The organism is Mesorhizobium salmacidum (SeqCode), assembly GCF_037179605.1.
Classification (GTDB): domain Bacteria; phylum Pseudomonadota; class Alphaproteobacteria; order Rhizobiales; family Rhizobiaceae; genus Mesorhizobium; species Mesorhizobium salmacidum.
In genome coordinates, this window is record NZ_JAPYKS010000011.1 from 1 (window position 1) to 22,058 (window position 22,058).

Sequence of the window (22,058 nt, forward strand, 5' to 3'; positions counted from 1 at the left end):
ATGTTGTCATGCGGAATGAGTTCGTAGGAGCCTTCCTCGAACAGCTTCAGCACCTGGTCGTCCGACATTGGTTTCACCGCCGGCGCGGCGGCTGGTGCGCCAGCCGGAGCCTTGGCGGCGGCCGCTGCCTTGGCACCACCGCCGGCGATCGCGGCATCCACGTCTGCTTTCACCACCCGGCCATGCGGGCCGGTGCCGGTCACGGTCGACACGTCGACCCCCGCCTCCTTGGCGATGCGGCGTGCGAGCGGCGATGCAAAGGTGCGGTCGCCAGCCGCATGACCATTGGCAGTGGCTGGAACTGCCGCGGCAGGCTCGGGCTTCGACGCCCCGGTCTTTGGTGTCTCGGCCTTTGATGCCTCGGGCTGCGGCGCTTCAGCCTTGGCGGCTTCAGCCTTCGGCGCTTCGGCCTTCGCCGGTGCGGCATCGCCACCACTTTTGGCAGCGCCCGCATCCTCGCCTTCGGCGGCAAGCACGGCGATCAGCGCGTTAACCTTGACGCCTTCGGTTCCGGCCGGCACGACGAGCTTGGCAACCGTACCCTCATCGACGGCTTCGACCTCCATCGTCGCCTTGTCGGTCTCGATCTCGGCGATGACATCGCCCGGCGAAACCTTGTCGCCTTCCTTGACCAGCCATTTTGACAGATTGCCTTCTTCCATCGTGGGCGACAGGGCCGGCATGGTGATGTTGATAGGCATCGCTCACTCCTGGATGAATTTGAAAAGGCCGCGCATGACGGTCAGCGTGGCGACAATGAACACGGGTGGCAAGACACCGAAATGGTAGCTGCCCTTGCCCATCTCGAGCACCATCATGCTGCCGGTCTGGTCGACCTTTGCGGAAGCAGTTGCCACAATGGCAAGAACCAGCGACGCGGCGCCGCTGAGCATCAACAAAACCGCATCGAACTTCCCGGTCATCGATCGCACGAAAAATGCGACCACGACAGTGGGACCAATGATGGCTGCCAACGTCCAGAAAGACAGCATCCGCATTGCTCCCTAGCGATATGTGACTGCCTTAACCGCCTCGATGACCTCTCCGACATTCGGCAATGCCAGCTTTTCGAGGTTGGCCGCATAGGGCATCGGCACGTCCTTGCCGGCAATGGTGATGACCGGCGCGTCGAGGAAATCGAAGGCGCGTTGCGAGACCTGGTTGGCGATATGGTCGCCGACCGAATTCTGCGGGTAGCCTTCTTCGACCACGACCAGCCGGTTGGTCTTCTTGACCGAGGCGATGATGGTGTCGAAATCGAGCGGACGGATGGTCCTGAGGTCGATGATCTCGGCATCGATGCCCATGCCGCGCAGCTCGGCTTCAGCCTTGACCGCATAGGTCATGCCGATGCCGAAGGAGACGATGGTAACATCCTTGCCTGCCTTGTGGATGCGCGCCTTGCCGATCGGCAGCACGAAGTCATCCAGCTTCGGCACGTCGAAAGACTGGCCGTAGAGGATCTCGTTCTCCAGGAAGATAATCGGGTTCGGATCGCGGATCGCCGCCTTGAGCAAGCCCTTGGCGTCGGCCGCCGTATATGGCATCACGACCTTCAAGCCCGGAATGTGGCTGTACCAGGCGGCATAGCACTGCGAGTGCTGTGCTGCGACACGGGCGGCGGCGCCGTTCGGCCCACGGAACACGATTGGAGCGCCCATCTGGCCGCCCGACATATAGAGCGTCTTGGCGGCCGAATTGATGATCTGGTCGATCGCCTGCATGGCGAAGTTGAAGGTCATGAACTCGACGATCGGCTTCAGGCCCGCCATCGCCGCACCGACGCCAACGCCGGCAAAACCATGTTCGGTGATCGGCGTGTCGACGACGCGACGCGGACCGAATTCCTGCAACAGGCCTTGCGTGATCTTGTAAGCGCCCTGGTATTCCGCGACTTCCTCGCCCATCACGAAGACATCGCCGTCGCGGCGCATTTCCTCGGCCATGGCATCGCGCAACGCCTCGCGCACCGTGGTCGACACCATCTCGGTGCCGGCAGGAATATCCGGATCGGCGGCGATTTCCGTTTTCGGTGCGGCCGCGACAGGTGCGGCGGCTGGCTTTGCCACCTCCGCCTTGTCCTCGGCCGGCGCTTCCGCCATTGCCGGTGCTTCCGCCTTGGCGGAAGCCGCGGACTTGCCGACATCGGCCGCGCTCTCGCCGTCCTGCAGCAGAACGGCGATCGGCGTGTTGACCTTGACGCCTTCGGTGCCGGCGGCGATCAGGATCTTGCCCAACGTGCCTTCATCGACGGCTTCGACTTCCATCGTCGCCTTGTCGGTTTCGATTTCGGCGAGCACGTCACCGGCGACGACCTTGTCGCCTTCGTTCTTCAACCATTTGGAAAGATTGCCCTCTTCCATGGTCGGCGAGAGCGCGGGCATGAGAATTTCGATCGGCATGTCCTGGCCCTCCCTTACAATACGATATCGGTCCAGAGCTCGGACGGATCCGGCTCGGCGTCGTGCTGGGCAAATTCGGCGGCGTCGGCGACGATGTCGCGAACCTCCTTGTCGACGGTCTTGAGTTCATCCTCGGTTGCCCATTTCTTCTCGATCAGGCGCGCCTTGACCTGCTCGATCGGATCATGGTCGGAGCGCATCTTCTGGACTTCTTCCTTGGAGCGGTATTTGGCCGGGTCGGACATCGAGTGACCGCGATAGCGGTAGGTCTGCATTTCGAGAATGATGGGTCCGTTGCCGGCACGGCACCACTCGGTAGCCAAATCGCCGGCCGCCTTCACCGCACGCACATCCATGCCGTCGACCTGGATGCCCGGAATCTTGAACGACGCGCCGCGATGCGAAAAATTGGTTTCCGCCGACGAGCGCGAAACCGAGGTGCCCATGGCGTAGCGGTTGTTCTCGATGATGTAGATCACCGGCAACTTCCACAGCGAGGCCATGTTGAAGCTCTCATAGACCTGACCTTGGTTGGCGGCGCCGTCGCCGAAATAGGTCAGCGAGACATTGTTGTTGTCGCGGTAGCGGTTGGCGAACGCCAGGCCGGTGCCGAGCGACACCTGCGCGCCGACAATGCCGTGACCGCCATAGAAATGCTTTTCCTTGGAGAACATGTGCATGGAGCCGCCCTTGCCCCTGGACAGGCCGCCGCGGCGTCCGGTCAGCTCGGCCATCACGCCCCGCGGCGACAGCTCCATCGCCAGCATGTGGCCGTGGTCGCGATAGGCTGTGATCATCTGGTCGCCGTCGATCAGCGCCATCTTCATGCCGGTGACCACGGCTTCCTGGCCGATATAGAGATGGCAGAAGCCGCCAATGAAGCCCATGCCGTAGAGCTGGCCGGCCTTTTCCTCGAAGCGGCGAATGAGCAGCATGTGCCGGTAGGCGGCAAGCTCTTCGTCCTTGGTGAAGTCAGCAGGCTTGGGTACCGACAGACCGGATTTGCCGTCGGATTTCGATTTGGCAGGCGCTTTTCTGGCTGCGTTGGCCATGCATCACTCCCTGTTGGCGTCTCTTTGCGGACACTGGAGCAAGGTCAACCTGCTCCGGGGAGATCGCCCTCCCCTTCGATTTATGGGAGGCTAACACGTAGAAAGGCGTTCCGCCATGTCGAAATTGCATAGCTGGCATGCGCCTAAGCGGTTAAAATCATTGAAGATATTGCTGATTAACCGAAAATTGGTTACTTCGCCGAAACCGGCAGCATGATGGTGATCTCATCAGGTTGGGATAGATTGAGCGCTTTGCGCGCCTGCTCGTCGAGCATGTCCTTCTCCAGCGTGCCATCATGCATGAGCTTGACACGCCGTTCGAGCTCCGTCCTGCGCGCCTTGATCGTAACGAGCTGACCCTGCAGCGCGACCGTCTCGGCCTCCAGCTTGTATTTGGAATTGATGCCGAATTCACCATGATAGGCATGAAAGCCGAAATAGGCCAGGAACGCCACGCAGAGCGAAGGAATGATCAGCCGGCCGGTGTTTCTCTGCTTGTGCTGACGCGTCCACATGACCGATTCCCCGTGGCCGCGAACTCAGACGGCTCGAAACCTTTTTCGCCTGATTGTGCTTAACGGACGGTTACGGGAGGCCGCCCGGTCGGCCTGAAATGAAAAAGGGCGGGATGTCCCGCCCTCTCCATATCGACAATGTGCGGCCGGATCAGCTCTTGATCACCGACTTGCCGGCGTAACGCGCCTGCTTGCCGAGTTCTTCCTCGATGCGGATCAACTGGTTGTATTTGGCCATGCGGTCGGAGCGCGACAGCGAGCCAGTCTTGATCTGTCCGCAATTGGTGGCGACGGCAAGATCGGCGATGGTCGAATCCTCGGTCTCGCCCGAACGGTGCGACATGACGGCCGTGTAGGCTGCCTTGTGCGCGGTCTCGACCGCGTCGAGTGTCTCGGTCAGCGAGCCGATCTGGTTGACCTTGACCAGTATCGAGTTGGCGACACCCATGCGGATGCCATCGCGCAGGCGCGCCGTGTTGGTGACGAAGAGATCGTCGCCGACAAGCTGCGTCTTCTTGCCGATCAGGTCGGTCAGGTATTTCCAGCCTTCCCAGTCATCCTCGGCGAGGCCGTCCTCGATCGAGATGATCGGGTAATCGGCGGCGAGCTTGGCGAGGTACTTGGCCTGCGCCTTGGGGTCGCGCGTCTTCTTCTCGCCCTCATAGACATAGTTGCCGTCCTTGAAGAACTCGGTCGCGGCGCAATCGAGGCCGAGCGCGATCTCTTCGCCCGGCTTGAATCCGGCCTTCTCGATCGATTCCATGATGAAGTCGAGCGCCACCGGCGCGCTCTTCAGGTTCGGCGCGAAGCCGCCCTCGTCACCGACATTGGTGTTGTGGCCGGCATCTTTCAGCTTCTTGCGCAGTGTGTGGAAGATTTCCGAACCCCAGCGCACGCCTTCGCGCAGCGTCGGCGCGCCGACTGGCAGGATCATGAATTCCTGGAAGTCGATCGGATTGTCGGCATGCGCGCCGCCATTGATGATGTTCATCATCGGCACCGGCAGGACATGCGCCTTGGTGCCGCCGACATAGCGATAGAGCGGCAGGCCGGCGGCATCGGCCGCGGCTTTCGCGACGGCCAGCGAAACGCCCAGAATGGCGTTGGCGCCGAGCCGGCTCTTGTTGGGCGTGCCGTCAAGCTCGATCATCGTCTGATCGATATGGATCTGGTTTTCGGCTTCCATGCCGCCGATCGCCTCGAACAGTTCGCCGTTGACCGCCTCGACGGCCTTCAGCACGCCCTTGCCGAGATAGCGGGCGCCGCCGTCGCGAAGTTCGACGGCTTCGTGGGCGCCGGTCGAGGCGCCCGACGGCACAGCGGCGCGGCCCATCGAACCGTCTTCGAGAACGACATCGACCTCGACGGTCGGATTTCCACGGCTGTCCAGGATTTCACGCCCGACAATATCGATGATGGCGGTCATTGCGATGTCCTCGATTAATCTGGAGAAAGGGGTCGCGCCCGTCTTAGCCAAAGCGACGCAAAAGGCAATCGGGCCCTGGCCGAATATTGCCGTTCGCTCGATTCACGAAGCGCAAGTTTCTGTCATCATAAGTCATGCCACCACACGCGCATTCCAGGTTATGGATGTTGTCGCGCGGGGCGAAACAGGAGGAGTTTCGCCATGTCTGAGTTGAGCGGTATCGTCAGTCTGTTCCTGATCGCCGCGGCGTTCCTGACGTCATGCGACAATCAGCAGTCACCGCCAAAAGCCTTTGCGCCTTTGGCGGCTTCGCACATCAGCGAGTAGCGTTGCCTTGAATCGAAAAGGGGGCCGTCGAAACGACCCCCTTTTTCGATTGTGGCTTCAATGCCAATAGGGCCTGACTTTGTAATACTGATAGGACTCGTCGCGCGCGCTCTCGCCATCCGCGCCGGCCAGTTCGTTGATCGAATGGGCAGGCGCTGCCTTCAGCTGTTCCTTGGTGAAGGGTACGACATAGCCGCCTCTTGCCTCATCATAGTCGAGGCTTGCCCAAGGAATGGCGTGGTACTTCTCGCTAATGCCGAGAAAGCCACCGAAACCGATCACCGCGAACATGATGCCATTCGACGTCTTGTCGAGCATGACATCCTCGATGCTGCCGATGCTGTCGCCTTGGGTGTTGTAGACGGTAGTGCCGATGACTCGCGAAGCGGCAATGGCTTCGGTGTGGCCTGTCTGGGTTGTCATTATCGTACTCCTCGTTGTCGTTGATCTCTGCCTGACAATGAGGGGCGCGGGCGAAAGTTCCCGACTTTTTGATGGCTGCCTGATCACTCAGCGAGGATGAAAGTCACCTTCATGTTGACGCGATAGGCCGTGATCTTGCCGTCCTCGACAACGATCTTCTGGTCCTGGATCCAGGCGCCCTCGACGTTCTTCAGGGTCTTCGAGGCGCGCGCAATTCCCTGCTCGATGGCGTCCTGAAAGCTCTTGCTGGACGACGAGGTGATTTCGGTGACGCGGGCGACAGATATTGGCTTCCTCCTGCCAAAACGCTCATTTGCAGGACAAAGCGTATAACCGGGGCTTGTTCGCTACAAGGCGGTGGCTTTTCAGCCCTTTGCGATCCTGTCGAAGGCCATCAGCCTTTCCAGCAGTGCCGGCATGTCTTTCAGCGGCACCATGTTGGGACCATCGGAAGAGGTCGAATTGTCGGGGTCCTGATGGGTCTCGATAAAGACGCCCGCAACGCCGACGGCAACGGCCGCGCGGGCCAGCGTCTCGACAAAGCGGCGCTCCCCGCCAGACGACCCGCCCTGCCCGCCCGGCTGCTGCACCGAATGGGTGGCGTCGAAGATCACCGGGGCGCCGATCTCGGCCATGACAGGCAGAGCGCGCATATCCGACACCAGGGTGTTGTAGCCGAAAGAAGCGCCACGCTCGGTGGTCAGCACATTGGCATTGCCGGAACCGGTGATCTTGGCGACCACGTTCTTCATGTCCCAAGGCGCGAGGAATTGCCCCTTCTTGACATTGATGACCTTGCCCGTCCTTGCGGCGGCGACCAGCATATCGGTCTGGCGCGACAGGAAAGCCGGTATCTGCAGCACATCGACATGCGGAGCAACAATCGCGCACTGCTCCTCGGTGTGGACATCGGTCAGCACGGGAAGCGAGAATTCCTTGCGCAATTCGTCGAAGACGGGAAGCGCGGCGTCCATGCCGGCACCACGCGTTGCCGACAGCGAGGTTCGGTTGGCCTTGTCATAGCTCGTCTTGTAGACGAGGCCGATGCCGAGCCTGCCGGTCAGTTCCTTCAGCGCACCGCCCATATCGAAGGCATGCTGGCGCGATTCGAACTGGCACGGGCCGGCGATCAGCGCCAGGGGCCCCGCATTGTCGAAGACGACATTGCCGACGGTTACCGACGAATTGGGCGCCAGGGGGTTGCTCATTGGATCTCCCGAAAGATGAAAGCCGCGCCCTGCCCGGGTGCCGGCCGCACGATGATGTCATTGCCCGACATATCGTGTTCGATGGCATTGGCCGCAAGCAGGCTTGCGGCGGCGTCAATGTCGCGGATCGAAAAAACCACGGCGGCGAAGCGCAATTCTGATGGCGCCCCGGCCGGCATTCCAAAGCGCGCCGTGAAAGAGGCGGCGTCCAGGACGGTCAAGATCGCGTTCGGCAGATGAAAAGCGCCGCCTTGCATATCGGCGGACGGGTCGTTGACCGCCACTGAAATCAGCCGGTGCTGCTCGGCTGGGGCGCCGCCGCTGATTGCAATCACCTCGACAATTCCGTCGACGCCGTTGGGGTGAGCCTGCAATGCTGCGCGGTCCACTTTCGGCGCATTGATGCGCTGGCAGGTAAAAAGAAATGCGTCCGTTTGGCCGTGAGCCGCAGCAAAGGCGAGCTTGAACGAGGCCGTATCGCTTTTGCCCGCCGCGTCGGTGAAGGTTCGCGAGAAGCTCAGCGTGTCTCCCGCCGACAGGCCGGCTTTGACATAGCGTTCATGGTCGCCATCGGCATTGTCCGTGCCAAGAACCACCGCGGAAAATCCCTCGTTGCCATGGCTTTCGCGATAAAGGCGGTCGCGCGCAACGAAGACATTGCCCTCGGCAGCCGCCTCTGTCGCAGCCTGTTCACTGCCAATCGCAAGCGGCTCCAGATAGGTGCCGTCGGCAAGGAAAACGCAGCAGTTTTCCGTGCCAAAGGGATGGATGCCGGTCGGAGCGACGACGAAGCCAAGCGCGTCGAGCCGGGCGCGCGCGGCATCGAGGCTCTGTGTCGGCAAAACCAGATGATCGAGCGGATGAATGCCTGATGAGGTCATGGAAGCGCGATGTGCATCATTCGGAAGATCGGTTCAAGACCTTGATCGCCGGCGGCGGCACGTCGCGCTGGACGAATTGCGGGCCTGGCGGAAGGCCATCAACCTTCCCGGCGGCCTTCACGTGCTGCCCGGTTATTTCATGGGGCGCCGCGAACGGCACCTTCTGGAGCAAGCGCCGGATCAGCTTCCGGCCACGACATCAGCGGAATAGCGCAGTTCGCGCATTGGTTTGACGTTGCTGGTGGTCTGCGCATAGAGCGGGTGCGCCTTGTAGGCGGCCAGCGCCGCGTCATCGGCGAATTCCGCGTAGACGACAACATCAACTTCATCCGACAGCGGGTCGACCTTGGTGTTCAACGTGACCTCGAAAAGGCTGGAATGAGGAATATCGCCGAGCGCCAGCAGCCCGGTGCGAACTGCTTCCACATCTTCCTTGCGCCGTGCGCTGAAGAAAACGATATGCCGGATCAATCCCGCCTCCTCGATCTGAATGTCGGGGTCTTTTGTGACGGCGGTCCCTTCGCGTCAACCGGTCATGGCGCCACACGTCCTTGCGACGCGCCTCGATCGGTGCTGGACCTCAGCTGCCAATTTGAAGGGGATGTCTAGGTCTTGCCGGTGACGTAGCGCACCGCATGGGAAACCTCCCTGACCGTGACGTCGAGATACCGGCCCTGATTGTAGAGGCCGTCCCAGATCAGGAAGAACGCGATGGCGGCAATGACAATTACATAACGCATGGCTAAAGCTATCGCACTAGCGCTGCTGCTGCCATAGGCGTTTTTGATTGGGCTGCAGCGACCTTACGCAAGGCGTCAGATGCCGGGCGCCGCGTGGCACGGTCCAGCTTTCGGCATGCCTCTTGAAGTTCCCCCTCATGACGTGGAAGATTGTGGCAGGCATTCACTGGAAGCGCTGAAGCTCTGGCTAAGGGGCGCGCTTTCGTTCGAGCCCGCCTGTCGCCGGATCCGCAAGCTACCGGTCGAGGCAAGGGCGTTCGAACCCGGCGGATAATCCAAGGGAACCGTAGCTCGGCAATTGCGCCGACGCCACGGAGATCCAGGGGCATGGAATGGGACACGGGGAACATCACGGCGCAGTGCCGAGCGAAGCGGTCAGGCTCGATGAATTCAATTTCGCCGAGATCGTCACGGGCCTGCCGGCCAAGGCGCGCATGGTGCTGTCGGCGGCCATGAGCCTGCCGCGCGGATCGCTGAAGGTCAGGATGCCGGACGGCCGCGCCGTTCTCGTCGGCGGCAAGGCGCCGGGTCCCGACGCCGAACTCGTGCTCAAGAACTGGCGTCTGCCAGGCCGCGCCTTTTCCGGCGGCACGATCGGCGTTGCCGAATCCTATATGGACGGCGATTGGGAAAGCCCTGACGTCACCAGCTTCCTCGAACTGTTCGTGGTCAACTCGGCGATCGGCGAACGCGTCGCGGGCGGCGCCAGCTGGCTCATCAACACGGTCCAGCGCATCCGCCACTGGTTCAACGAGAACACCCGCACGGGGTCGAAGCGCAATATCTCGGCGCATTACGATCTCGGCAACGCCTTCTACAAGGAATGGCTCGACCCGAGCATGACTTATTCCTCGGCGCTTTATGCCAATGGCGCCAACGATCTCGAGAGCGCCCAAGCCGCCAAATACCGGGAGCTGGCCAGGGATACGGGCATAAGTGGTAAGGATCATGTGCTGGAGATCGGCTGCGGCTGGGGCGGCTTTGCCGAATTCGCGGCGCGCGAAATCGGCTGCCGGGTTACCGGATTGACCATCAGCCGCGAGCAGCACGATTTCGCCAAGGCGCGCATCGCCAAGGCCGGGCTTGCCGACAAGGTCGACATCAAGCTGCAAGATTACCGCGATGAAACCGGCACTTACGATCGCATCGCCTCGATTGAGATGTTCGAGGCTGTCGGCGAGAAATACTGGCCGGTATTCTTCTCCAAGATGAAGGCTTGCCTGAAGCCCGACGGCACCGCGGGGCTGCAGATCATCACCATCAACGAAGCCGCCTACGACACCTACCGCGCCAGGCCGGATTTCATCCAGCGCTACGTCTTCCCGGGCGGCATGCTGCCGACGCCGTCCATCTTGAAGTCGCTTGGCGCGACGCACGGACTTGCCCATCTACGCGAACGCGTTTTCCCCGAGGACTATGCCCGCACGCTTGCCGAATGGCGCCAGCGTTTCCGGGGATCGTGGGAAAAGATCGTGCCGCTCGGCTTCGACGATCGTTTCAAGAAGCTCTGGGAATTCTACCTGCATTATTGCGAGGCCGGTTTCCGCACCAGCTATATCGACGTGCGCCAGGTGGTCTACAAGGCGTAGGGCTGGCCAGGCTGACAGCGGCTTTTCCTCGGATGCGCTGGATCTTGTCATGCCGGTGATCAAGGGCGATCCGCGCCGCCCACCCCTCCAAAGAGCTGACTGGAGGCCTTGGGGATGCGGCCAGGACTGACCGCATCCGGCTTTGACGGCCTTATCAGAGAAGAATTCGATATCTGGCACCAGCTTCGCCCTCGCCGGCAGGCTCGATCCTCAGCGACTTCACATCGGCAATGAAGTCCTTTGCCTTGACGCCTGTCTCGAAGACGACGCTGGCTCCCGGCAACGGCGCGAACGACCAGTTGCCATCCGCCGTCGGGTTGATGGTGCCTTGGCTGATGACGTAGCGCACGATGACGTCGCGGTTGGTGTCAGGCGCCTCGTAGATGATCTTCGAGGCATTGATGTCGGGAAAGTTGCCACCGCCGCCGGCACGATAGTTGTTGGTCGCAACGATGAATTTCGCTGCTGGATCAATAGGCTTGCCGTCGAACTTCAGGTCGACAATGCGATTGGAACCGGCATTGGCGACGCCGCCCTTCGAATCGTATTTCGGCGGCTGCGACAGGTCTATCCTGTAGCTGACGCCATCGATGACATCGAAATTGTAGGAGGGGAATTCAGGGTCGATCAGCGGCTGGTCAGCCTTCCCTGCCTGGATCTTTTTGAAGATGCCGGCCGACATCTCCAGCCATTCCTTCACCTGCGCACCCGTGATCTCAACCGCGCGAACCGTGTTCGGATAGAGATAGAGGTCGGCGACGTTCTTGATTGCGATGTCGCCCACCGGCACGTCGGTGTAGTAGTCGGCGCCGCTGCGCCCGCCAGCCTTGAAGGGCGCCGCCGCCGACAACATCGGCACGTCCTTCCACTGGGTGCTCTTCAGGATATCTTTGAGATACCAGCTTTGCGCCTGGTTGACGATTTGCACCGACGGATCATCGGCCACCAGCGCGAAATAGGAATAGAGCGGAGCCGAGGTCTTGCCGACAGGGCGGCGCACATAGGCGAGCGTCGCCTCGTGGTCCTGCTCGAGAGCGGCAATGATGCGCTTGTCGTCCGGGACGATCGGCTTGTTCTTGTTGTCGACACGCTCGAAGATCGGCCGCGCCTCCGATGTCGCCGAGACCACTTTCCACTTCGACCCGTCGCGTTCCAGCATCAGGTCGATCAGGCCCATATGCGAGCCCCAGAAACCGCCCATGACGGCGGGTTTGCCTTGCAGCGTCCCCTTCTGTGCGTCAACGCCCTCAAGCGCCTGGAAATCCTTCTTGCCGGGGAAGACCAGGTGCTGGTGGCCGGTGAAGACCGCGTCGATGCCTTCGACGCCGGCGACGAAGAACGAGGCGTTCTCCATCATGTCACCCTGTTTGACGTCGATGCCGGAATGCGAGAGCGCGATGACGATATCGGCCCCCTCCTCCTTCATCTGCGGCACCCAGGCCTTCGCCGCCTCGACGATGTCGCGCGTCTTGACGTTGCCTTCGAGATTCTTGAGATCCCAGACCATGATCTGCGGCGGCACGAAGCCGATGATGCCGATCCTGATCGGTTGCTCCGCGCCTGAACCGTCCTTGATCTTCCGGTCCAGGATTATGTAGGGCTTGAGGTAGAGCTTGTCGTCGCGCGGGTTGGCGGCAAGCTCGGTCCCCCGGATCAGATTGGCGCAGACGAACGGGAAATTGGCGCCGGCCAGGACCTTGTCCAGAAAGGACAGGCCGTAGTTGAATTCGTGGTTGCCAAGTGTCGAACACTCATAGCCGAGCAGGTTCATGCCTTTCATGATCGGATGGAGATCGCCCTCCTTCAGGCCCTTCTCATAGGCGATGTAGTCGCCCATCGGATTGCCCTGCAAGAGGTCGCCATTGTCGATCAGCATCGAATTGGCGGCTTCCTTGCGCACGGCGTCGATCAGGGACGCCGTGCGCGACAGGCCCATCGTGTCATTGGCTTTGTCGGCGTAGTAATCATAGGGCAGCACGTTCACATGGATATCGGTGGTTTCCATGATTCTCAGATGCGCCTGGTTGGCCTGCGCACGGGCGGAGAAGGGATGAAGCATGATCAGCGCCCCTGTGGCAGCGGCCCCCGCAAGGAGACCACGGCGAGAGACGGGGTGGAGCAGTTGCGACATGTTTTCTCCTTACTTCGACGACCTGACAAGCCCTGCCCCGAAGCGAACTTCGCGCTGAAACCGGCTCAAGTCCACTCAAGAAGTCGCGCGCATCGGCACGCCAATCCATCAGCTACAGATGACGGCCGGATGAAAAGCGCGGTGAAGAAAGTCAGCTCTTGTCGTCGTCGCCCTGGGTGATCAGCCGGGCGCTGCGCTGGCCTGTGACGTAGATCCATAGCCAGCTCAGCGAAACCGCAAGCCGGTTGCGGAAACCGATCAGGAAATAGATATGGGCGATGCCCCAGAGCCACCAGGCGAGCCAGCCGGTCAGCTTGATCCAGCCGAAATCGATCGCGGCCGCGCGCTTGCCGATCGTCGCCAGATCACCGGCATGCTTGTAATGGAAAGGCCGCGGGCTCGTGTCGCCGGCAAGCCTGGCCTTGACGGTCGCGGCAACATGCCGTCCCTCCTGCTTGGCGGAAGGTGCCACGCCGGGCACCGGCCGTCCGTCGGGCCGCAGCACAAGTGCTGCGTCGCCGATGACAAAAATTTCCGGGCTGCCGGGCACACTGAGATCAGGCTCGACCAATACCCTGCCGGCTCGGTCCGCCTTCGCTCCCAGCCATTCGGCGGCGGGCGAAGCGGCAACGCCGGCTGCCCACAGGATCGTGCGGGCCGGCAGAACCGTGTCGCCAAAAACCACGCCTTCGGCATCGCAGCGCGTGACGGCCCGGCCAAGCTCGACCACAACACCAAGCCGTTCCAGCGCCTTCCCGGCATAGTTGGAGAGCGTCGGCGCGAAATTGGCCAGAATGCGGTCGCCGGCCTCGATCAGCACCACGCGCGTCTGGCGCGTATCGATGTTGCGGAATTCGCCGCGCAGCGTGTCATGCGCCAGTTCGGCAATGGTTCCGGCAAGTTCGACGCCGGTCGGCCCGCCGCCGACGATGGCAATGGTCAGCAGCGCCTGGCGCCTGGCGGGGTCGGGTTCCCGCTCCGCCTGCTCGAAGGCCAGAAGAATGCGGCGCCGAATGGTGGTGGCGTCCTCCAATGTCTTCAGGCCCGGTGCGAAAGGCTCCCATTCGTCATGGCCGAAATAGGCGTGGCGCGCGCCGGTGGCGAGCACCAGCGTGTCGTAGGCGACGGTGCTGCCATCGTCGAGCAAAACACGTTTGCCGGCCCGGTCGACTCCCGTGACATTGGCCAGCAGCGTGGTCACATCCTTGCGCTTGCGCAGGAGATGGCGGATCGGCCAGGCAACCTCCGAGGTCGCCAGCGCCGTGGTTGCCACCTGATAGAGCAGCGGCTGGAACAGATGATGGTTGCGCTTGTCGATCATGGTGATGCGCACTGGCACACGGGCCAGCGCGCGGGTGAATTCAAGGCCACCGAACCCGGCGCCGACGACGACGACATGGTGTCTGGCATCGCTCATTTCATTCACCCTTGATGGGCAAGATTGCCTGCCTAGATGCAGGTATTTTTTTGCAATGCAACAATGGCAGGAGAGTGCCCGAGACTCGTCGTGCCATGTCGTGAATGCACATGTTGTATCGTATCGCGAGGTATAGCGTCATCGAACGCGAGATGAGGTGAAGCATGGCTAAAGATCATGACGAACAAGGGCCGGCACAGTATGCCTCGCCGCCCTGCTTCATGCATGAGCTCGATCCAGCGTTCCAGCCACCGCTCAGCGACTGGACCGACGTCAGGCGCTGGCGCAAGGCAGAGCGTGAACGCCTGATCGCGGCGCGCCTTGCCGTTTCGGCCGATGCGCGAACGGCAATGTCGCAACGCATCGCGGAAGGCCTCGACGCCGTGATCGGTGGCATAGCAGGCCGGATGGTCAGCCTCTACTGGCCGTTTCGCGGCGAGCCGGATTTGCGGCCATGGATGGCGTCGATCAACGCGCACGGCGGCCGCACCGCGTTGCCCATCGTCGTCGAAAAGGGTCAGCCGTTGATCTTTCGCGCCTACAAACCGGGCGACCGGCTGGAGAAAGGTGTGTGGAACATCCCGATCCCGGCCGAAGGCGATCCGGTGCTGCCGGACATCGTCATCTCGCCCATTGTCGGCATTGATCCGGCAAGCTATCGGCTGGGCTATGGCGGCGGCTTCTTCGACCGCACGCTGGCCGCCATGTCGTTCAAGCCACTGGTCATCGGCGTCGGCTACGAATTGCAGCGCATCGCCACCATCTATCCGCAGTGGCACGACATCCCGATGGACCGGATCGTGACGGAGGCTGCCACGGCGTAAGTTAGAGCCCGTTTCGAAGCTTGTTCATGTGAGTCATATGGAGGTGTTTCGAGAACCGGAGCGCAGCGGACATTTGGGTCCATGAGCACCGGAAGCGCAGAAAAACGCCTTCAGATGGCCATAGGAACGAGGTTTCGGTCGGGCTCTAAGCCATTTCCGGCTTCAACCCCATGGCCGTTCGGTCGACGATTTCACGCAAGGCGAAGGACGAATTGATCTTCGTTACGTGCGGCATCGCCGACAACCATTCCTTGTGGATGCGCTCGTAGTCGACGAGATCCTTCGCCGCGATCCTCAGGATATAATCGTACTCGCCCGACATCAGGTGGCACGACAGTACGTTCGGACAGCGTTTGATCGCCGCTTCGAAGTCCGACAGCGTCTTCTCGAACTGGCCGGAGAGCGATATGTGGACGATCGCCGTCATCTGGTGGCCAAGGGCTGCATTGGACAGCCGGGCGTGATAACCGCGAATGGTTCCGGATTTTTCCAGATTGTCGAGCCGGCGCGAACAGGCCGACTGCGACAGGCCGACCTTCTCGGCAAGGGCCGCGTTCGGCATCCGGCCATCCTTCTGCAATGTCTCCAGAATGGCGATATCAATCCTGTCGAGCGGCATTCTTCGTGATTCCTGCGAATATCGGTACATTTTTCGCAACGATTATCGAAGGACGCGCGCTGCTGCAAGCGCATTCGCAAACACCTGCGCGCCGATTCGTGGTTCACTGCCTCCATACAGGGAGTGAGCCCAAAAGGGCCCTGATCAGGAGAAGAAAAATGCGCGTCGGCTGCCCCAAGGAAATCAAGAACCACGAATACCGTGTCGGCCTCACGCCTGGCTCGGTCCGCGAATATGTCGCCCATGGCCATGAAGTTCTGGTCGAGGCCGGCGCGGGTGCCGGCATCGGCGCCGATGACAATGCCTATCGCGCCGCCGGCGCCACCATCGCCAAGACGGCCGCCGACGTGTTCGCCAAGTCGGACATGATCGTCAAGGTCAAGGAGCCGCAGCCCAATGAGTGGGTACAGCTGCGCGAAGGCCAGATCCTCTACACCTATCTCCACTTGGCCCCGGATCCGGAACAGACCAAGGGCCTGCTCGCTTCGGGCGTCACCGCGATTGCCTATGAAACCGTGACCGACGATCGTGGCGGGCTGCCGCTTCTGGCGCCGATGTCGGAAGTCGCTGGCCGCCTGTCGATCCAGGCCGGCGCCACGGCGCTGCAAAAGGCCAATGGCGGCCGCGGCGTGCTGCTCGGCGGCGTGCCCGGCGTGCTGCCCGGCAAGGTCACCGTGCTCGGCGGCGGCGTTGTTGGCCTCCACGCGGCCCGCATGGCCGCCGGCCTTGGCGCAGATGTCACCATCATCGACCGCTCGATCCCGCGTCTGCGCCAGCTCGACGACCTCTTCGCCGGCCGGGTCCACACCCGTTACTCGACCGTCGAGGCGCTCGAGGAAGAATGCTTCTCGGCCGACATCGTCGTCGGCGCCGTGCTCATCCCGGGCGCTGCCGCGCCGAAGCTCGTCACCCGCGAAATGCTGTCCGGCATGAAAAAGGGCTCGGTACTGGTCGATGTCGCCATCGACCAAGGCGGCTGCTTCGAGACCTCGCACGCGACCACCCATGCCGAACCCACCTACGAGGTCGACGGTGTCATCCACTACTGCGTCGCCAACATGCCTGGTGCGGTGCCGGTCACTTCGGCCCATGCGCTGAATAACGCAACGCTGCACTATGGCCTGCAGCTCGCCGACAAGGGCCTGAAGGCCCTGGTCGACGACCATCACCTGCGCAACGGCCTCAACGTCCACAAGGGCAAGATCACCAACCGCGCGGTCGCCGAAGCGCTCGGCTATGAACTGGTCGAGCCGAAGGCAGTGCTGGCGGCTTAATACACCCGAAGCTTCCTTCAGTCCCCGCCGGCTCAAACCGGCGGTTTTTTTCTTGAGCGATCGGTGCAGGCAACAAAAAAGCGGAGCCAAAGCCCCGCTTCCTCGATATCGAGATTTGCCGCCGGTTCATCCGCGGTCGGCCAATCGATCGACAACGGCTTTCTAGCGCGTCCATGCGACAGCAGTGCGACAGAAGCTTTCTATCGGCAATCGTTGCATCTCATGCGCGCTCGATACGGCACTGGTAGCAATTGTTGCGCGCCGAGCGGACATGCACATAGGCAATGTCTTCACGCTCGAACAAGGTCTCGGCTCGTGCGGCAATTGCTTGGGTCGGGATGACGCCACCGCTACCGTAGACGATACGATCATCGCTGCCATAGCCGCGCACGATATAGTCCGGGCTATCGAGAATCTCCGGCGGCAGCCCTGCCCCGGCGGCACGCTCGCACTCCTGGGCATGCAGGAAGATCGGCCCTGTTTCAGCGTAGGGCTGAGGGTTCGGAAATGGCCGGTAGGCGAGGATTAGGTAGACATCCCCGGCGGCGATATTCCTAAGGCAATGCCGGCAAGGCATGCCATCACCGTCGGAGATTTTCCGCTCGGGCGTCTGGCCATAGGCATCGGGGCCGCCGCGCTGCAGGGCCCTTACATCTTCGGTCGGCAGAGCTGTGAACTGGATGGTCATGGCAAGATCTCCGGTGCTATCGACCGGAAACTACCCGCTCGCGACAGGGCTTCCCACCCGATTCCCGCCAAGCATCCGGGAACCGATCCGATGTGAGGATCGGTCCCCGTCGACCTTCGATGGGATCACCGGCATCTTCAGACATAAGCCGGCTAATCAGTGCGACAAATCACTTGATGAAATCGTCGAAGCGGCGGTTCAGACTCCGGCTGGAGTTACGGCCGCATGACGCTGGCCGAGCGCTCGGCGAAAGGTAGGGGATGCACGACCTCTTTCTTCTGAGCGACCGGCTTGAAACCGAGCTTCTGGTAGAGCGGCAGCGCTGCGGGGTGGTCGAGCGTGCAGGTCTGCACCGTCACCCGTTTCGGCCCATACGACCACGCCGCCGCAATCGCCGAGCCAAGGAACCAGCGGCCGATGCCTTGCCCGGTGGCGTGTTCCATCATGCCGAAATAGGCGAGTTCGACTTCCTCGGGCAGATGCGGCTTGAGGTCGAAGAAGCCTGCCGGCGAACCGTCGAGATAGAGCACCCTGATGTCGCGATCCTCGCGGTGGATTCCGGCCGACAGCTCGTCGTCATTCAGCCTTAGAACATTCACCCAGTGCCATTTGCGCCCCACCCGGTCCATCAGGTAGCGATAGAAATGCAAGGGAATATCCCTGGTCTTCAGCAGTGCGACCTGACGGTTGTAGGGCACCGGTGGCGAGGCGGCCTGTGGGGCATGCATCTCCAGAAAAGTCACCGTGACTTCAATATCCTGCAGCACGCCGTTTTCCATCAATTCATTCCTTGCCGGTCGTCGCTGGGCCGGTCACGACCGGCGTATCGGACAGCCCGCCCCACTCGGTCCATGAGCCGTCATAAAGCCTGTTGTCGGTATGGCCAAGCGTCTCCAGAGCCAGCGTGACCACCGCGGCGGTGATGCCGGAGCCGCAGGATGTGACCACTGGTTTGGACAGGTCGATACCGGCGTCCTCTATCACCTTGCGCAAACGGTCTTTCGGCAGCAGCTTGCCGTTTTCGGAAAGCGCCGAATAAGGGATGTTGCGTGCGCCCGGCATATGGCCGGAACGGATGCCAGCGCGGGGCTCGGGCTCGGCGCCGGTAAAGCGGCCCGGTCCCCGGGCGTCGGCAATCTGGCTTGCTTTCGTTTCGACGATCCGGCGCATATCGGCCAAACCGACGACGCGACCAGCATCGAAATCAGCATGAAAGACGCTTGGCGCGATCTTGGTCGGCTCGGCCGTTACCGGCCGGCCGGATGCCTTCCATCTGTCGAAACCGCCGTCCAGAATATAGGTCTGGAAGACGCCCATGATGCGGAACATCCACCATGCCCGGGGCGCCGAGAAGAAACCCGGGCCATCATAAACGACGATGGTGTCATCGGCCGAAACGCCCATTGAGCCGACATACTGGGCGAAATGCTGCGGCGATGCCAGCGTATGCGGCGTGGCGGCGTCGGGATCCGAAACGGCATCCTGGTCCAGGAAACGGGCGCCTGGAATATGGGCAGCATCATACTCGGCGCGCGCGCCGCGTTTTTGCGCCGGCAGATACCAGGAGGCATCTATGATCGTTAGGCCCGGCTGGCCCAAGCGCTCCTGCAGCCAGTCGGCGTCGACGGTGAAAGGACTGTCTTCGGCCATTTTCTCTCCTACCGCCTTTAGACGGTGTCTGTCTGTTCAGTTCGCCGGCATGGGGCCGAAGCGGATGCGGAAGCGCCTGTTCTCCCGGCCTTTCTTCTCGATCTTGCCGATGTGGATCTCGCCGATTTCGCCGGTGCTCTTCACATGCGTGCCACCGCAGGGCTGGCTGTCCACCGAGGCGCTTTCGCCGATGCAGACGAGGCGGATATTGCCCGTGCCAACGGGCGGTCGGACATTCTTGGATTTCACCAGGCCGGAATTGGCGGCCAATTCCTCGTCGCTGATCAACCTGGTGAAGATGGGATGATCAGCCCTCACCAGGTCCATCATGCCGGCAGTCACATCTTCCTTGGTGAAGCTGGCGTCCGGAATGTCGAAATCGACACGGCTGTCGTCCTCGGAAACCGCCGCACCGGTGATCGGGAATGGACAGACGACGGTGAGAAGGTGGCAGGCAGCGTGCATGCGCATCAACAGATGCCGACGCTCCCACAAGATTGCCAGCTTCACCCGCTCGCCAACGGCCGGTGCCGCCTGCTCTGGCGCCGGCACATGGATGATCTCGTCCTTGGTTTCGCCTGTAATCGTGGCGGCGATCTCGATGCGGCTGCCGTCGGCACACTCCAACGTGCCGCTATCGCCCGGCTGGCCGCCAGAAGTGGCATAAAAGATCGTCCGGTCGAGGATGATGCCGCCGCGCTCATTGATGGCGACGACCGTGGCGTCAGCCGTCCTGAGATAGGCATCGTCGCGAAACAGCGCTTCTGTCTTGTGCGCCATCACGCGACCTTTTCGAACGGCACCGAGATCTTGCTCTGCAGTTCCATCCAGCCCGGCACAGGCAGCTTCTTCTCGCGCAGGAATTCCGGGTTGAACAGCTTCGACTGATAGCGCGTGCCGTAGTCGCAGAGGATCGTCACGATGGTGTGGCCCGGGCCCAATTCCCTGGCCAGCCGCATCGCGCCGGCAATGTTGATGCCGGTCGAGCCGCCGACGCACAGGCCTTCCTCCTGGATCAGGTCGAAGACGATCGGCAGCGCGTCCTCATCCTTGATCTGGTAGGAGAAGTCAGGCGTGAAGCCTTCGAGATTGGCGGTGATGCGCCCCTGCCCGATGCCTTCGGTGATCGAACTGCCCTCGGACTTTAATTCGCCGCTGGTGTAGAAACTGTAGAGGGCGGCGCCGAGAGGATCGGCGAGCGCAATCTTGACGTTCTTGCTCTTGGCCCTCAAACCGAGCCCTACACCGGCCAGCGTTCCGCCCGAACCCACCGCCGAGACGAAACCGTCGACCTTGCCGCCGGTCTGGGCCCAGATTTCCTCGGCCGTGGTACGGATATGACCATCGCGGTTGGCGACATTGTCGAACTGATTGGCCCAGATGGCGCCGTTCGGCTCAGTTCTCGCCATCTGCTCGGCCAGCCGCCCCGACAGCTTCACATAATTGTTGGGGTTCTTGTAAGGCACGGCGGGCACTTCGATCAGTTCGGCGCCGAGCAGCCTGATCGTGTCCTTCTTTTCCTGGCTCTGCGTATCCGGGATGACGATGACCGTGCGATAGCCGAGCGCCTTGGCGACGAGCGTCAACCCGATGCCGGTGTTGCCGGCCGTCCCCTCGACGATGACACCGCCCGGCTTCAACAGGCCACGTTGTTCGGCATCGCGGATGATGAACAGCCCGGCGCGATCCTTGACCGACTGGCCCGGATTCATGAACTCGGCCTTGCCCAGGATCTCGCAGCCGGTCTCTTCGGAAGCTTTATTGAGGCGGATCAGAGGCGTGTTGCCGATCGCGTCGATCACAGAACTGGGCATTCAGGATTCCTTGTGTACGTGCGCCGAAACCCTAGAAACCCAACGCTTCGGTTTCAAGGCAAGAATTCGTCTGGTCCAGTCGCATTTCCGGCGCTGCGGTGCATGGATGGCGCTGGGGACCATTTGCACCTGGCGTCGAGAAGCACCCTTTTCATTCGATTTCTCCACCGCTAGAGCAAGACACCAATAACTCGGCGGGGGCGCAAGCATGACACTCTATCGGGCCGATCCGAAACACGGCGTCGCATGGGTCACGGGCGGCAGCAGCGGCATCGGCCGCTCGCTGGCCAGGGATCTGGCGTCACAAGGGTATGCGGTGGCGGTGACAGCGCTGGACGACGATCCGATCGACACGCTCATCGTCGAGACCGCACAGATGCCGGGCAAGGTCGTGTCCTTTCCCTGCGACGTCACCGACGAGCCGCGCATGGCAAAGACGGTGGCGGCGATCGAGAAGGACCTCGGGCCGATCGTGCTCGCCATCTTCAATGCCGGACACTACATCGCGACACCTGGAGAGTCGCTCGTCGTCAAGGACTTCCGCCGCTCCTTCGAGGTCAACTATTTCGGCATCATCAATGGGCTGGTGCCTGTGGTCGAGTATATGCGGGTGCGCGCGCGTGGCCATGTCGTTCTGGTCGGCTCGGTGACCGCCTATTTCGGCTGGCCGACCACGGCGGCCTATGGTGGCACCAAGGCGGCGATCAACATCCTGGCCGAGTCGCTGAAATATGATTTCGACAAGATGAACATCCGCGTCCAGGTGGTAAACCCCGGTTTCGTCGACACGCCACTGACCGAAAAGAACATGCTGCCGATGCCGGGCCTGATGCCGGTTGGCCGTGCGACGCGCCGCATGGTGAAGGGAATCAAGTCCGGCGGCTTCGAAGTCACCTTCCCGTATAGAACGAGCTGGCCGCTGAAAATTCTTGGCATGCTGCCAAGGCCTTTATGCAGATGGGTGATCAACCTGACGACCAGCTGGAAGGCACGGCCGCTGTATTATGAGCGCAAACCGCCCAACAAGTAGATGCCCACAGGATTGGTGGCTTGGCTGCCTGAACGGCCGTTGCCTGTG

25 protein-coding genes are annotated in these 22,058 nt (G+C 61.6%); 5 read left to right on the forward strand and 20 right to left on the reverse strand.

The genetic code is table 11. The features are described 5' to 3' along the window. From O7A60_RS16070 to eno, 6 genes are all read right to left on the reverse strand, one after another. Positions 1 to 701: biotin/lipoyl-containing protein (locus tag O7A60_RS16070; protein WP_337107133.1), on the reverse strand; the 701-nt coding region annotated here is incomplete at its 3' end. Positions 702 to 704: 3 nt separating this feature from the next. Beyond that, positions 705 to 992 carry a hypothetical protein gene (locus O7A60_RS16075; RefSeq protein WP_337107134.1) on the reverse strand — a complete coding sequence of 96 codons (288 nt, stop codon included), beginning with the start codon at positions 990 to 992 and terminating at the stop codon, positions 705 to 707. A 12-nt stretch (positions 993 to 1,004) separates the two neighbouring features. Beyond that, positions 1,005 to 2,402: a pyruvate dehydrogenase complex E1 component subunit beta gene (locus O7A60_RS16080; RefSeq protein WP_337107135.1), complete on the reverse strand. Its 1,398-nt coding sequence runs from the start codon at positions 2,400 to 2,402 to the stop codon at positions 1,005 to 1,007. 14 nt (positions 2,403 to 2,416) lie between these two features. Further along, positions 2,417 to 3,454: a pyruvate dehydrogenase (acetyl-transferring) E1 component subunit alpha gene (pdhA, locus tag O7A60_RS16085; RefSeq protein WP_337107136.1), complete on the reverse strand. Its 1,038-nt coding sequence runs from the start codon at positions 3,452 to 3,454 to the stop codon at positions 2,417 to 2,419. Positions 3,455 to 3,645: 191 nt separating this feature from the next. Continuing rightward, the gene (locus O7A60_RS16090; protein WP_337107137.1) at positions 3,646 to 3,969 is read right to left on the reverse strand and encodes an FtsB family cell division protein; all 324 of its coding nucleotides are present in this window, start codon (positions 3,967 to 3,969) and stop codon (positions 3,646 to 3,648) included. A gap of 151 nt (positions 3,970 to 4,120) precedes the next feature. After that, positions 4,121 to 5,395, reverse strand: coding sequence for a phosphopyruvate hydratase (gene eno / locus O7A60_RS16095; protein ID WP_337107138.1), 1,275 nt, complete (start codon positions 5,393 to 5,395; stop codon positions 4,121 to 4,123). A gap of 201 nt (positions 5,396 to 5,596) precedes the next feature. Between eno and O7A60_RS16100 the strand changes: the two genes are divergently transcribed. Then, positions 5,597 to 5,722 (forward strand): hypothetical protein, encoded by a 126-nt coding sequence (locus tag O7A60_RS16100; RefSeq protein WP_084636826.1) that lies wholly within the window; start codon positions 5,597 to 5,599, stop codon positions 5,720 to 5,722. A 57-nt stretch (positions 5,723 to 5,779) separates the two neighbouring features. Here O7A60_RS16100 and O7A60_RS16105 read toward each other — a convergent pair whose 3' ends face one another. From O7A60_RS16105 to O7A60_RS16130, 6 genes are all read right to left on the reverse strand, one after another. Continuing rightward, positions 5,780 to 6,145 (reverse strand): PRC-barrel domain-containing protein, encoded by a 366-nt coding sequence (locus O7A60_RS16105; protein WP_027145612.1) that lies wholly within the window; start codon positions 6,143 to 6,145, stop codon positions 5,780 to 5,782. A gap of 83 nt (positions 6,146 to 6,228) precedes the next feature. Further along, positions 6,229 to 6,432: a dodecin family protein gene (locus O7A60_RS16110; protein ID WP_027145611.1), complete on the reverse strand. Its 204-nt coding sequence runs from the start codon at positions 6,430 to 6,432 to the stop codon at positions 6,229 to 6,231. Between the two features lie 78 nt (positions 6,433 to 6,510). Further along, positions 6,511 to 7,353: a 3-deoxy-8-phosphooctulonate synthase gene (gene kdsA / locus O7A60_RS16115; protein ID WP_337107139.1), complete on the reverse strand. Its 843-nt coding sequence runs from the start codon at positions 7,351 to 7,353 to the stop codon at positions 6,511 to 6,513. Further along, positions 7,350 to 8,234 carry a VOC family protein gene (locus O7A60_RS16120; RefSeq protein ID WP_337107140.1) on the reverse strand — a complete coding sequence of 295 codons (885 nt, stop codon included), beginning with the start codon at positions 8,232 to 8,234 and terminating at the stop codon, positions 7,350 to 7,352. The genes kdsA and O7A60_RS16120 overlap by 4 nt, the downstream gene beginning before the upstream one ends. Before the next feature lie 180 nt (positions 8,235 to 8,414). After that, entirely contained in the window at positions 8,415 to 8,705 is a 291-nt protein-coding gene (locus O7A60_RS16125; RefSeq protein ID WP_027145608.1) for a Dabb family protein, read from the reverse strand. A 134-nt stretch (positions 8,706 to 8,839) separates the two neighbouring features. Next, positions 8,840 to 8,974 (reverse strand): hypothetical protein, encoded by a 135-nt coding sequence (locus O7A60_RS16130; RefSeq protein ID WP_263489212.1) that lies wholly within the window; start codon positions 8,972 to 8,974, stop codon positions 8,840 to 8,842. Positions 8,975 to 9,306: 332 nt separating this feature from the next. On the opposite strand from O7A60_RS16130, the gene O7A60_RS16135 reads away from it, so the two are divergent. Beyond that, the gene (locus O7A60_RS16135; RefSeq protein ID WP_337107141.1) at positions 9,307 to 10,563 is read left to right on the forward strand and encodes a cyclopropane-fatty-acyl-phospholipid synthase family protein; all 1,257 of its coding nucleotides are present in this window, start codon (positions 9,307 to 9,309) and stop codon (positions 10,561 to 10,563) included. Between the two features lie 154 nt (positions 10,564 to 10,717). On the opposite strand, the gene O7A60_RS16140 is transcribed toward O7A60_RS16135, so the two are convergent. Together O7A60_RS16140 and O7A60_RS16145 are read right to left on the reverse strand one after the other, a co-directional pair. Further along, positions 10,718 to 12,694, reverse strand: a complete 1,977-nt coding sequence (locus O7A60_RS16140) for a bifunctional 2',3'-cyclic-nucleotide 2'-phosphodiesterase/3'-nucleotidase (RefSeq protein ID WP_337107142.1) — start codon at positions 12,692 to 12,694, stop codon at positions 10,718 to 10,720. 151 nt (positions 12,695 to 12,845) lie between these two features. After that, positions 12,846 to 14,111: an NAD(P)/FAD-dependent oxidoreductase gene (locus tag O7A60_RS16145; RefSeq protein WP_337107143.1), complete on the reverse strand. Its 1,266-nt coding sequence runs from the start codon at positions 14,109 to 14,111 to the stop codon at positions 12,846 to 12,848. 164 nt (positions 14,112 to 14,275) lie between these two features. Between O7A60_RS16145 and O7A60_RS16150 the strand changes: the two genes are divergently transcribed. Further along, the gene (locus O7A60_RS16150; RefSeq protein ID WP_337107144.1) at positions 14,276 to 14,935 is read left to right on the forward strand and encodes a 5-formyltetrahydrofolate cyclo-ligase; all 660 of its coding nucleotides are present in this window, start codon (positions 14,276 to 14,278) and stop codon (positions 14,933 to 14,935) included. A 145-nt stretch (positions 14,936 to 15,080) separates the two neighbouring features. Here the strand turns inward: O7A60_RS16150 and O7A60_RS16155 are convergent, their stop codons facing one another. Then, the gene (locus O7A60_RS16155; protein WP_015317948.1) at positions 15,081 to 15,554 is read right to left on the reverse strand and encodes an Lrp/AsnC family transcriptional regulator; all 474 of its coding nucleotides are present in this window, start codon (positions 15,552 to 15,554) and stop codon (positions 15,081 to 15,083) included. A gap of 158 nt (positions 15,555 to 15,712) precedes the next feature. On the opposite strand from O7A60_RS16155, the gene ald reads away from it, so the two are divergent. Beyond that, a complete protein-coding gene (gene ald / locus O7A60_RS16160) occupies positions 15,713 to 16,828 on the forward strand; it encodes an alanine dehydrogenase (RefSeq protein ID WP_019858003.1) in 1,116 nt (371 codons plus the stop codon). Positions 16,829 to 17,048: 220 nt separating this feature from the next. Here the strand turns inward: ald and O7A60_RS16165 are convergent, their stop codons facing one another. From O7A60_RS16165 to O7A60_RS16185, 5 genes are all read right to left on the reverse strand, one after another. Next, a complete protein-coding gene (locus O7A60_RS16165; RefSeq protein WP_027145602.1) occupies positions 17,049 to 17,516 on the reverse strand; it encodes a DUF1203 domain-containing protein in 468 nt (155 codons plus the stop codon). A 215-nt stretch (positions 17,517 to 17,731) separates the two neighbouring features. Continuing rightward, positions 17,732 to 18,295 (reverse strand): GNAT family N-acetyltransferase, encoded by a 564-nt coding sequence (locus O7A60_RS16170; RefSeq protein WP_027145601.1) that lies wholly within the window; start codon positions 18,293 to 18,295, stop codon positions 17,732 to 17,734. Between the two features lie 4 nt (positions 18,296 to 18,299). Then, entirely contained in the window at positions 18,300 to 19,166 is an 867-nt protein-coding gene (sseA, locus tag O7A60_RS16175; RefSeq protein ID WP_337107145.1) for a 3-mercaptopyruvate sulfurtransferase, read from the reverse strand. Between the two features lie 36 nt (positions 19,167 to 19,202). Beyond that, positions 19,203 to 19,946 (reverse strand): alanyl-tRNA editing protein, encoded by a 744-nt coding sequence (locus O7A60_RS16180; RefSeq protein ID WP_337107146.1) that lies wholly within the window; start codon positions 19,944 to 19,946, stop codon positions 19,203 to 19,205. Then, the gene (locus O7A60_RS16185; protein ID WP_337107147.1) at positions 19,946 to 20,980 is read right to left on the reverse strand and encodes a cysteine synthase A; all 1,035 of its coding nucleotides are present in this window, start codon (positions 20,978 to 20,980) and stop codon (positions 19,946 to 19,948) included. Before O7A60_RS16185 ends, O7A60_RS16180 begins: the two co-directional genes overlap by 1 nt. A gap of 208 nt (positions 20,981 to 21,188) precedes the next feature. Between O7A60_RS16185 and O7A60_RS16190 the strand changes: the two genes are divergently transcribed. Further along, positions 21,189 to 22,010 (forward strand): SDR family oxidoreductase, encoded by an 822-nt coding sequence (locus O7A60_RS16190; protein WP_140711514.1) that lies wholly within the window; start codon positions 21,189 to 21,191, stop codon positions 22,008 to 22,010. Positions 22,011 to 22,058: the final 48 nt, after the last annotated feature.

Coding starts and splice junctions, on each gene's coding strand:
- O7A60_RS16075 (WP_337107134.1), bottom strand. CDS start 992: ATGCTGTCTTTCTGGACGTTGGCAGCCATCATTGGTCCCACTGTCGTG.
- O7A60_RS16080 (WP_337107135.1), bottom strand. CDS start 2,402: ATGCCGATCGAAATTCTCATGCCCGCGCTCTCGCCGACCATGGAAGAG.
- pdhA (WP_337107136.1), bottom strand. CDS start 3,454: ATGGCCAACGCAGCCAGAAAAGCGCCTGCCAAATCGAAATCCGACGGC.
- O7A60_RS16090 (WP_337107137.1), bottom strand. CDS start 3,969: ATGTGGACGCGTCAGCACAAGCAGAGAAACACCGGCCGGCTGATCATT.
- eno (WP_337107138.1), bottom strand. CDS start 5,395: ATGACCGCCATCATCGATATTGTCGGGCGTGAAATCCTGGACAGCCGT.
- O7A60_RS16100 (WP_084636826.1), top strand. CDS start 5,597: ATGTCTGAGTTGAGCGGTATCGTCAGTCTGTTCCTGATCGCCGCGGCG.
- O7A60_RS16105 (WP_027145612.1), bottom strand. CDS start 6,145: ATGACAACCCAGACAGGCCACACCGAAGCCATTGCCGCTTCGCGAGTC.
- kdsA (WP_337107139.1), bottom strand. CDS start 7,353: ATGAGCAACCCCCTGGCGCCCAATTCGTCGGTAACCGTCGGCAATGTC.
- O7A60_RS16120 (WP_337107140.1), bottom strand. CDS start 8,234: ATGACCTCATCAGGCATTCATCCGCTCGATCATCTGGTTTTGCCGACA.
- O7A60_RS16130 (WP_263489212.1), bottom strand. CDS start 8,974: ATGCGTTATGTAATTGTCATTGCCGCCATCGCGTTCTTCCTGATCTGG.
- O7A60_RS16135 (WP_337107141.1), top strand. CDS start 9,307: ATGGGACACGGGGAACATCACGGCGCAGTGCCGAGCGAAGCGGTCAGG.
- O7A60_RS16140 (WP_337107142.1), bottom strand. CDS start 12,694: ATGTCGCAACTGCTCCACCCCGTCTCTCGCCGTGGTCTCCTTGCGGGG.
- O7A60_RS16145 (WP_337107143.1), bottom strand. CDS start 14,111: ATGAGCGATGCCAGACACCATGTCGTCGTCGTCGGCGCCGGGTTCGGT.
- O7A60_RS16150 (WP_337107144.1), top strand. CDS start 14,276: ATGGCTAAAGATCATGACGAACAAGGGCCGGCACAGTATGCCTCGCCG.
- O7A60_RS16155 (WP_015317948.1), bottom strand. CDS start 15,554: ATGCCGCTCGACAGGATTGATATCGCCATTCTGGAGACATTGCAGAAG.
- ald (WP_019858003.1), top strand. CDS start 15,713: ATGCGCGTCGGCTGCCCCAAGGAAATCAAGAACCACGAATACCGTGTC.
- O7A60_RS16165 (WP_027145602.1), bottom strand. CDS start 17,516: ATGACCATCCAGTTCACAGCTCTGCCGACCGAAGATGTAAGGGCCCTG.
- O7A60_RS16170 (WP_027145601.1), bottom strand. CDS start 18,295: ATGGAAAACGGCGTGCTGCAGGATATTGAAGTCACGGTGACTTTTCTG.
- sseA (WP_337107145.1), bottom strand. CDS start 19,166: ATGGCCGAAGACAGTCCTTTCACCGTCGACGCCGACTGGCTGCAGGAG.
- O7A60_RS16180 (WP_337107146.1), bottom strand. CDS start 19,946: ATGGCGCACAAGACAGAAGCGCTGTTTCGCGACGATGCCTATCTCAGG.
- O7A60_RS16185 (WP_337107147.1), bottom strand. CDS start 20,980: ATGCCCAGTTCTGTGATCGACGCGATCGGCAACACGCCTCTGATCCGC.
- O7A60_RS16190 (WP_140711514.1), top strand. CDS start 21,189: ATGACACTCTATCGGGCCGATCCGAAACACGGCGTCGCATGGGTCACG.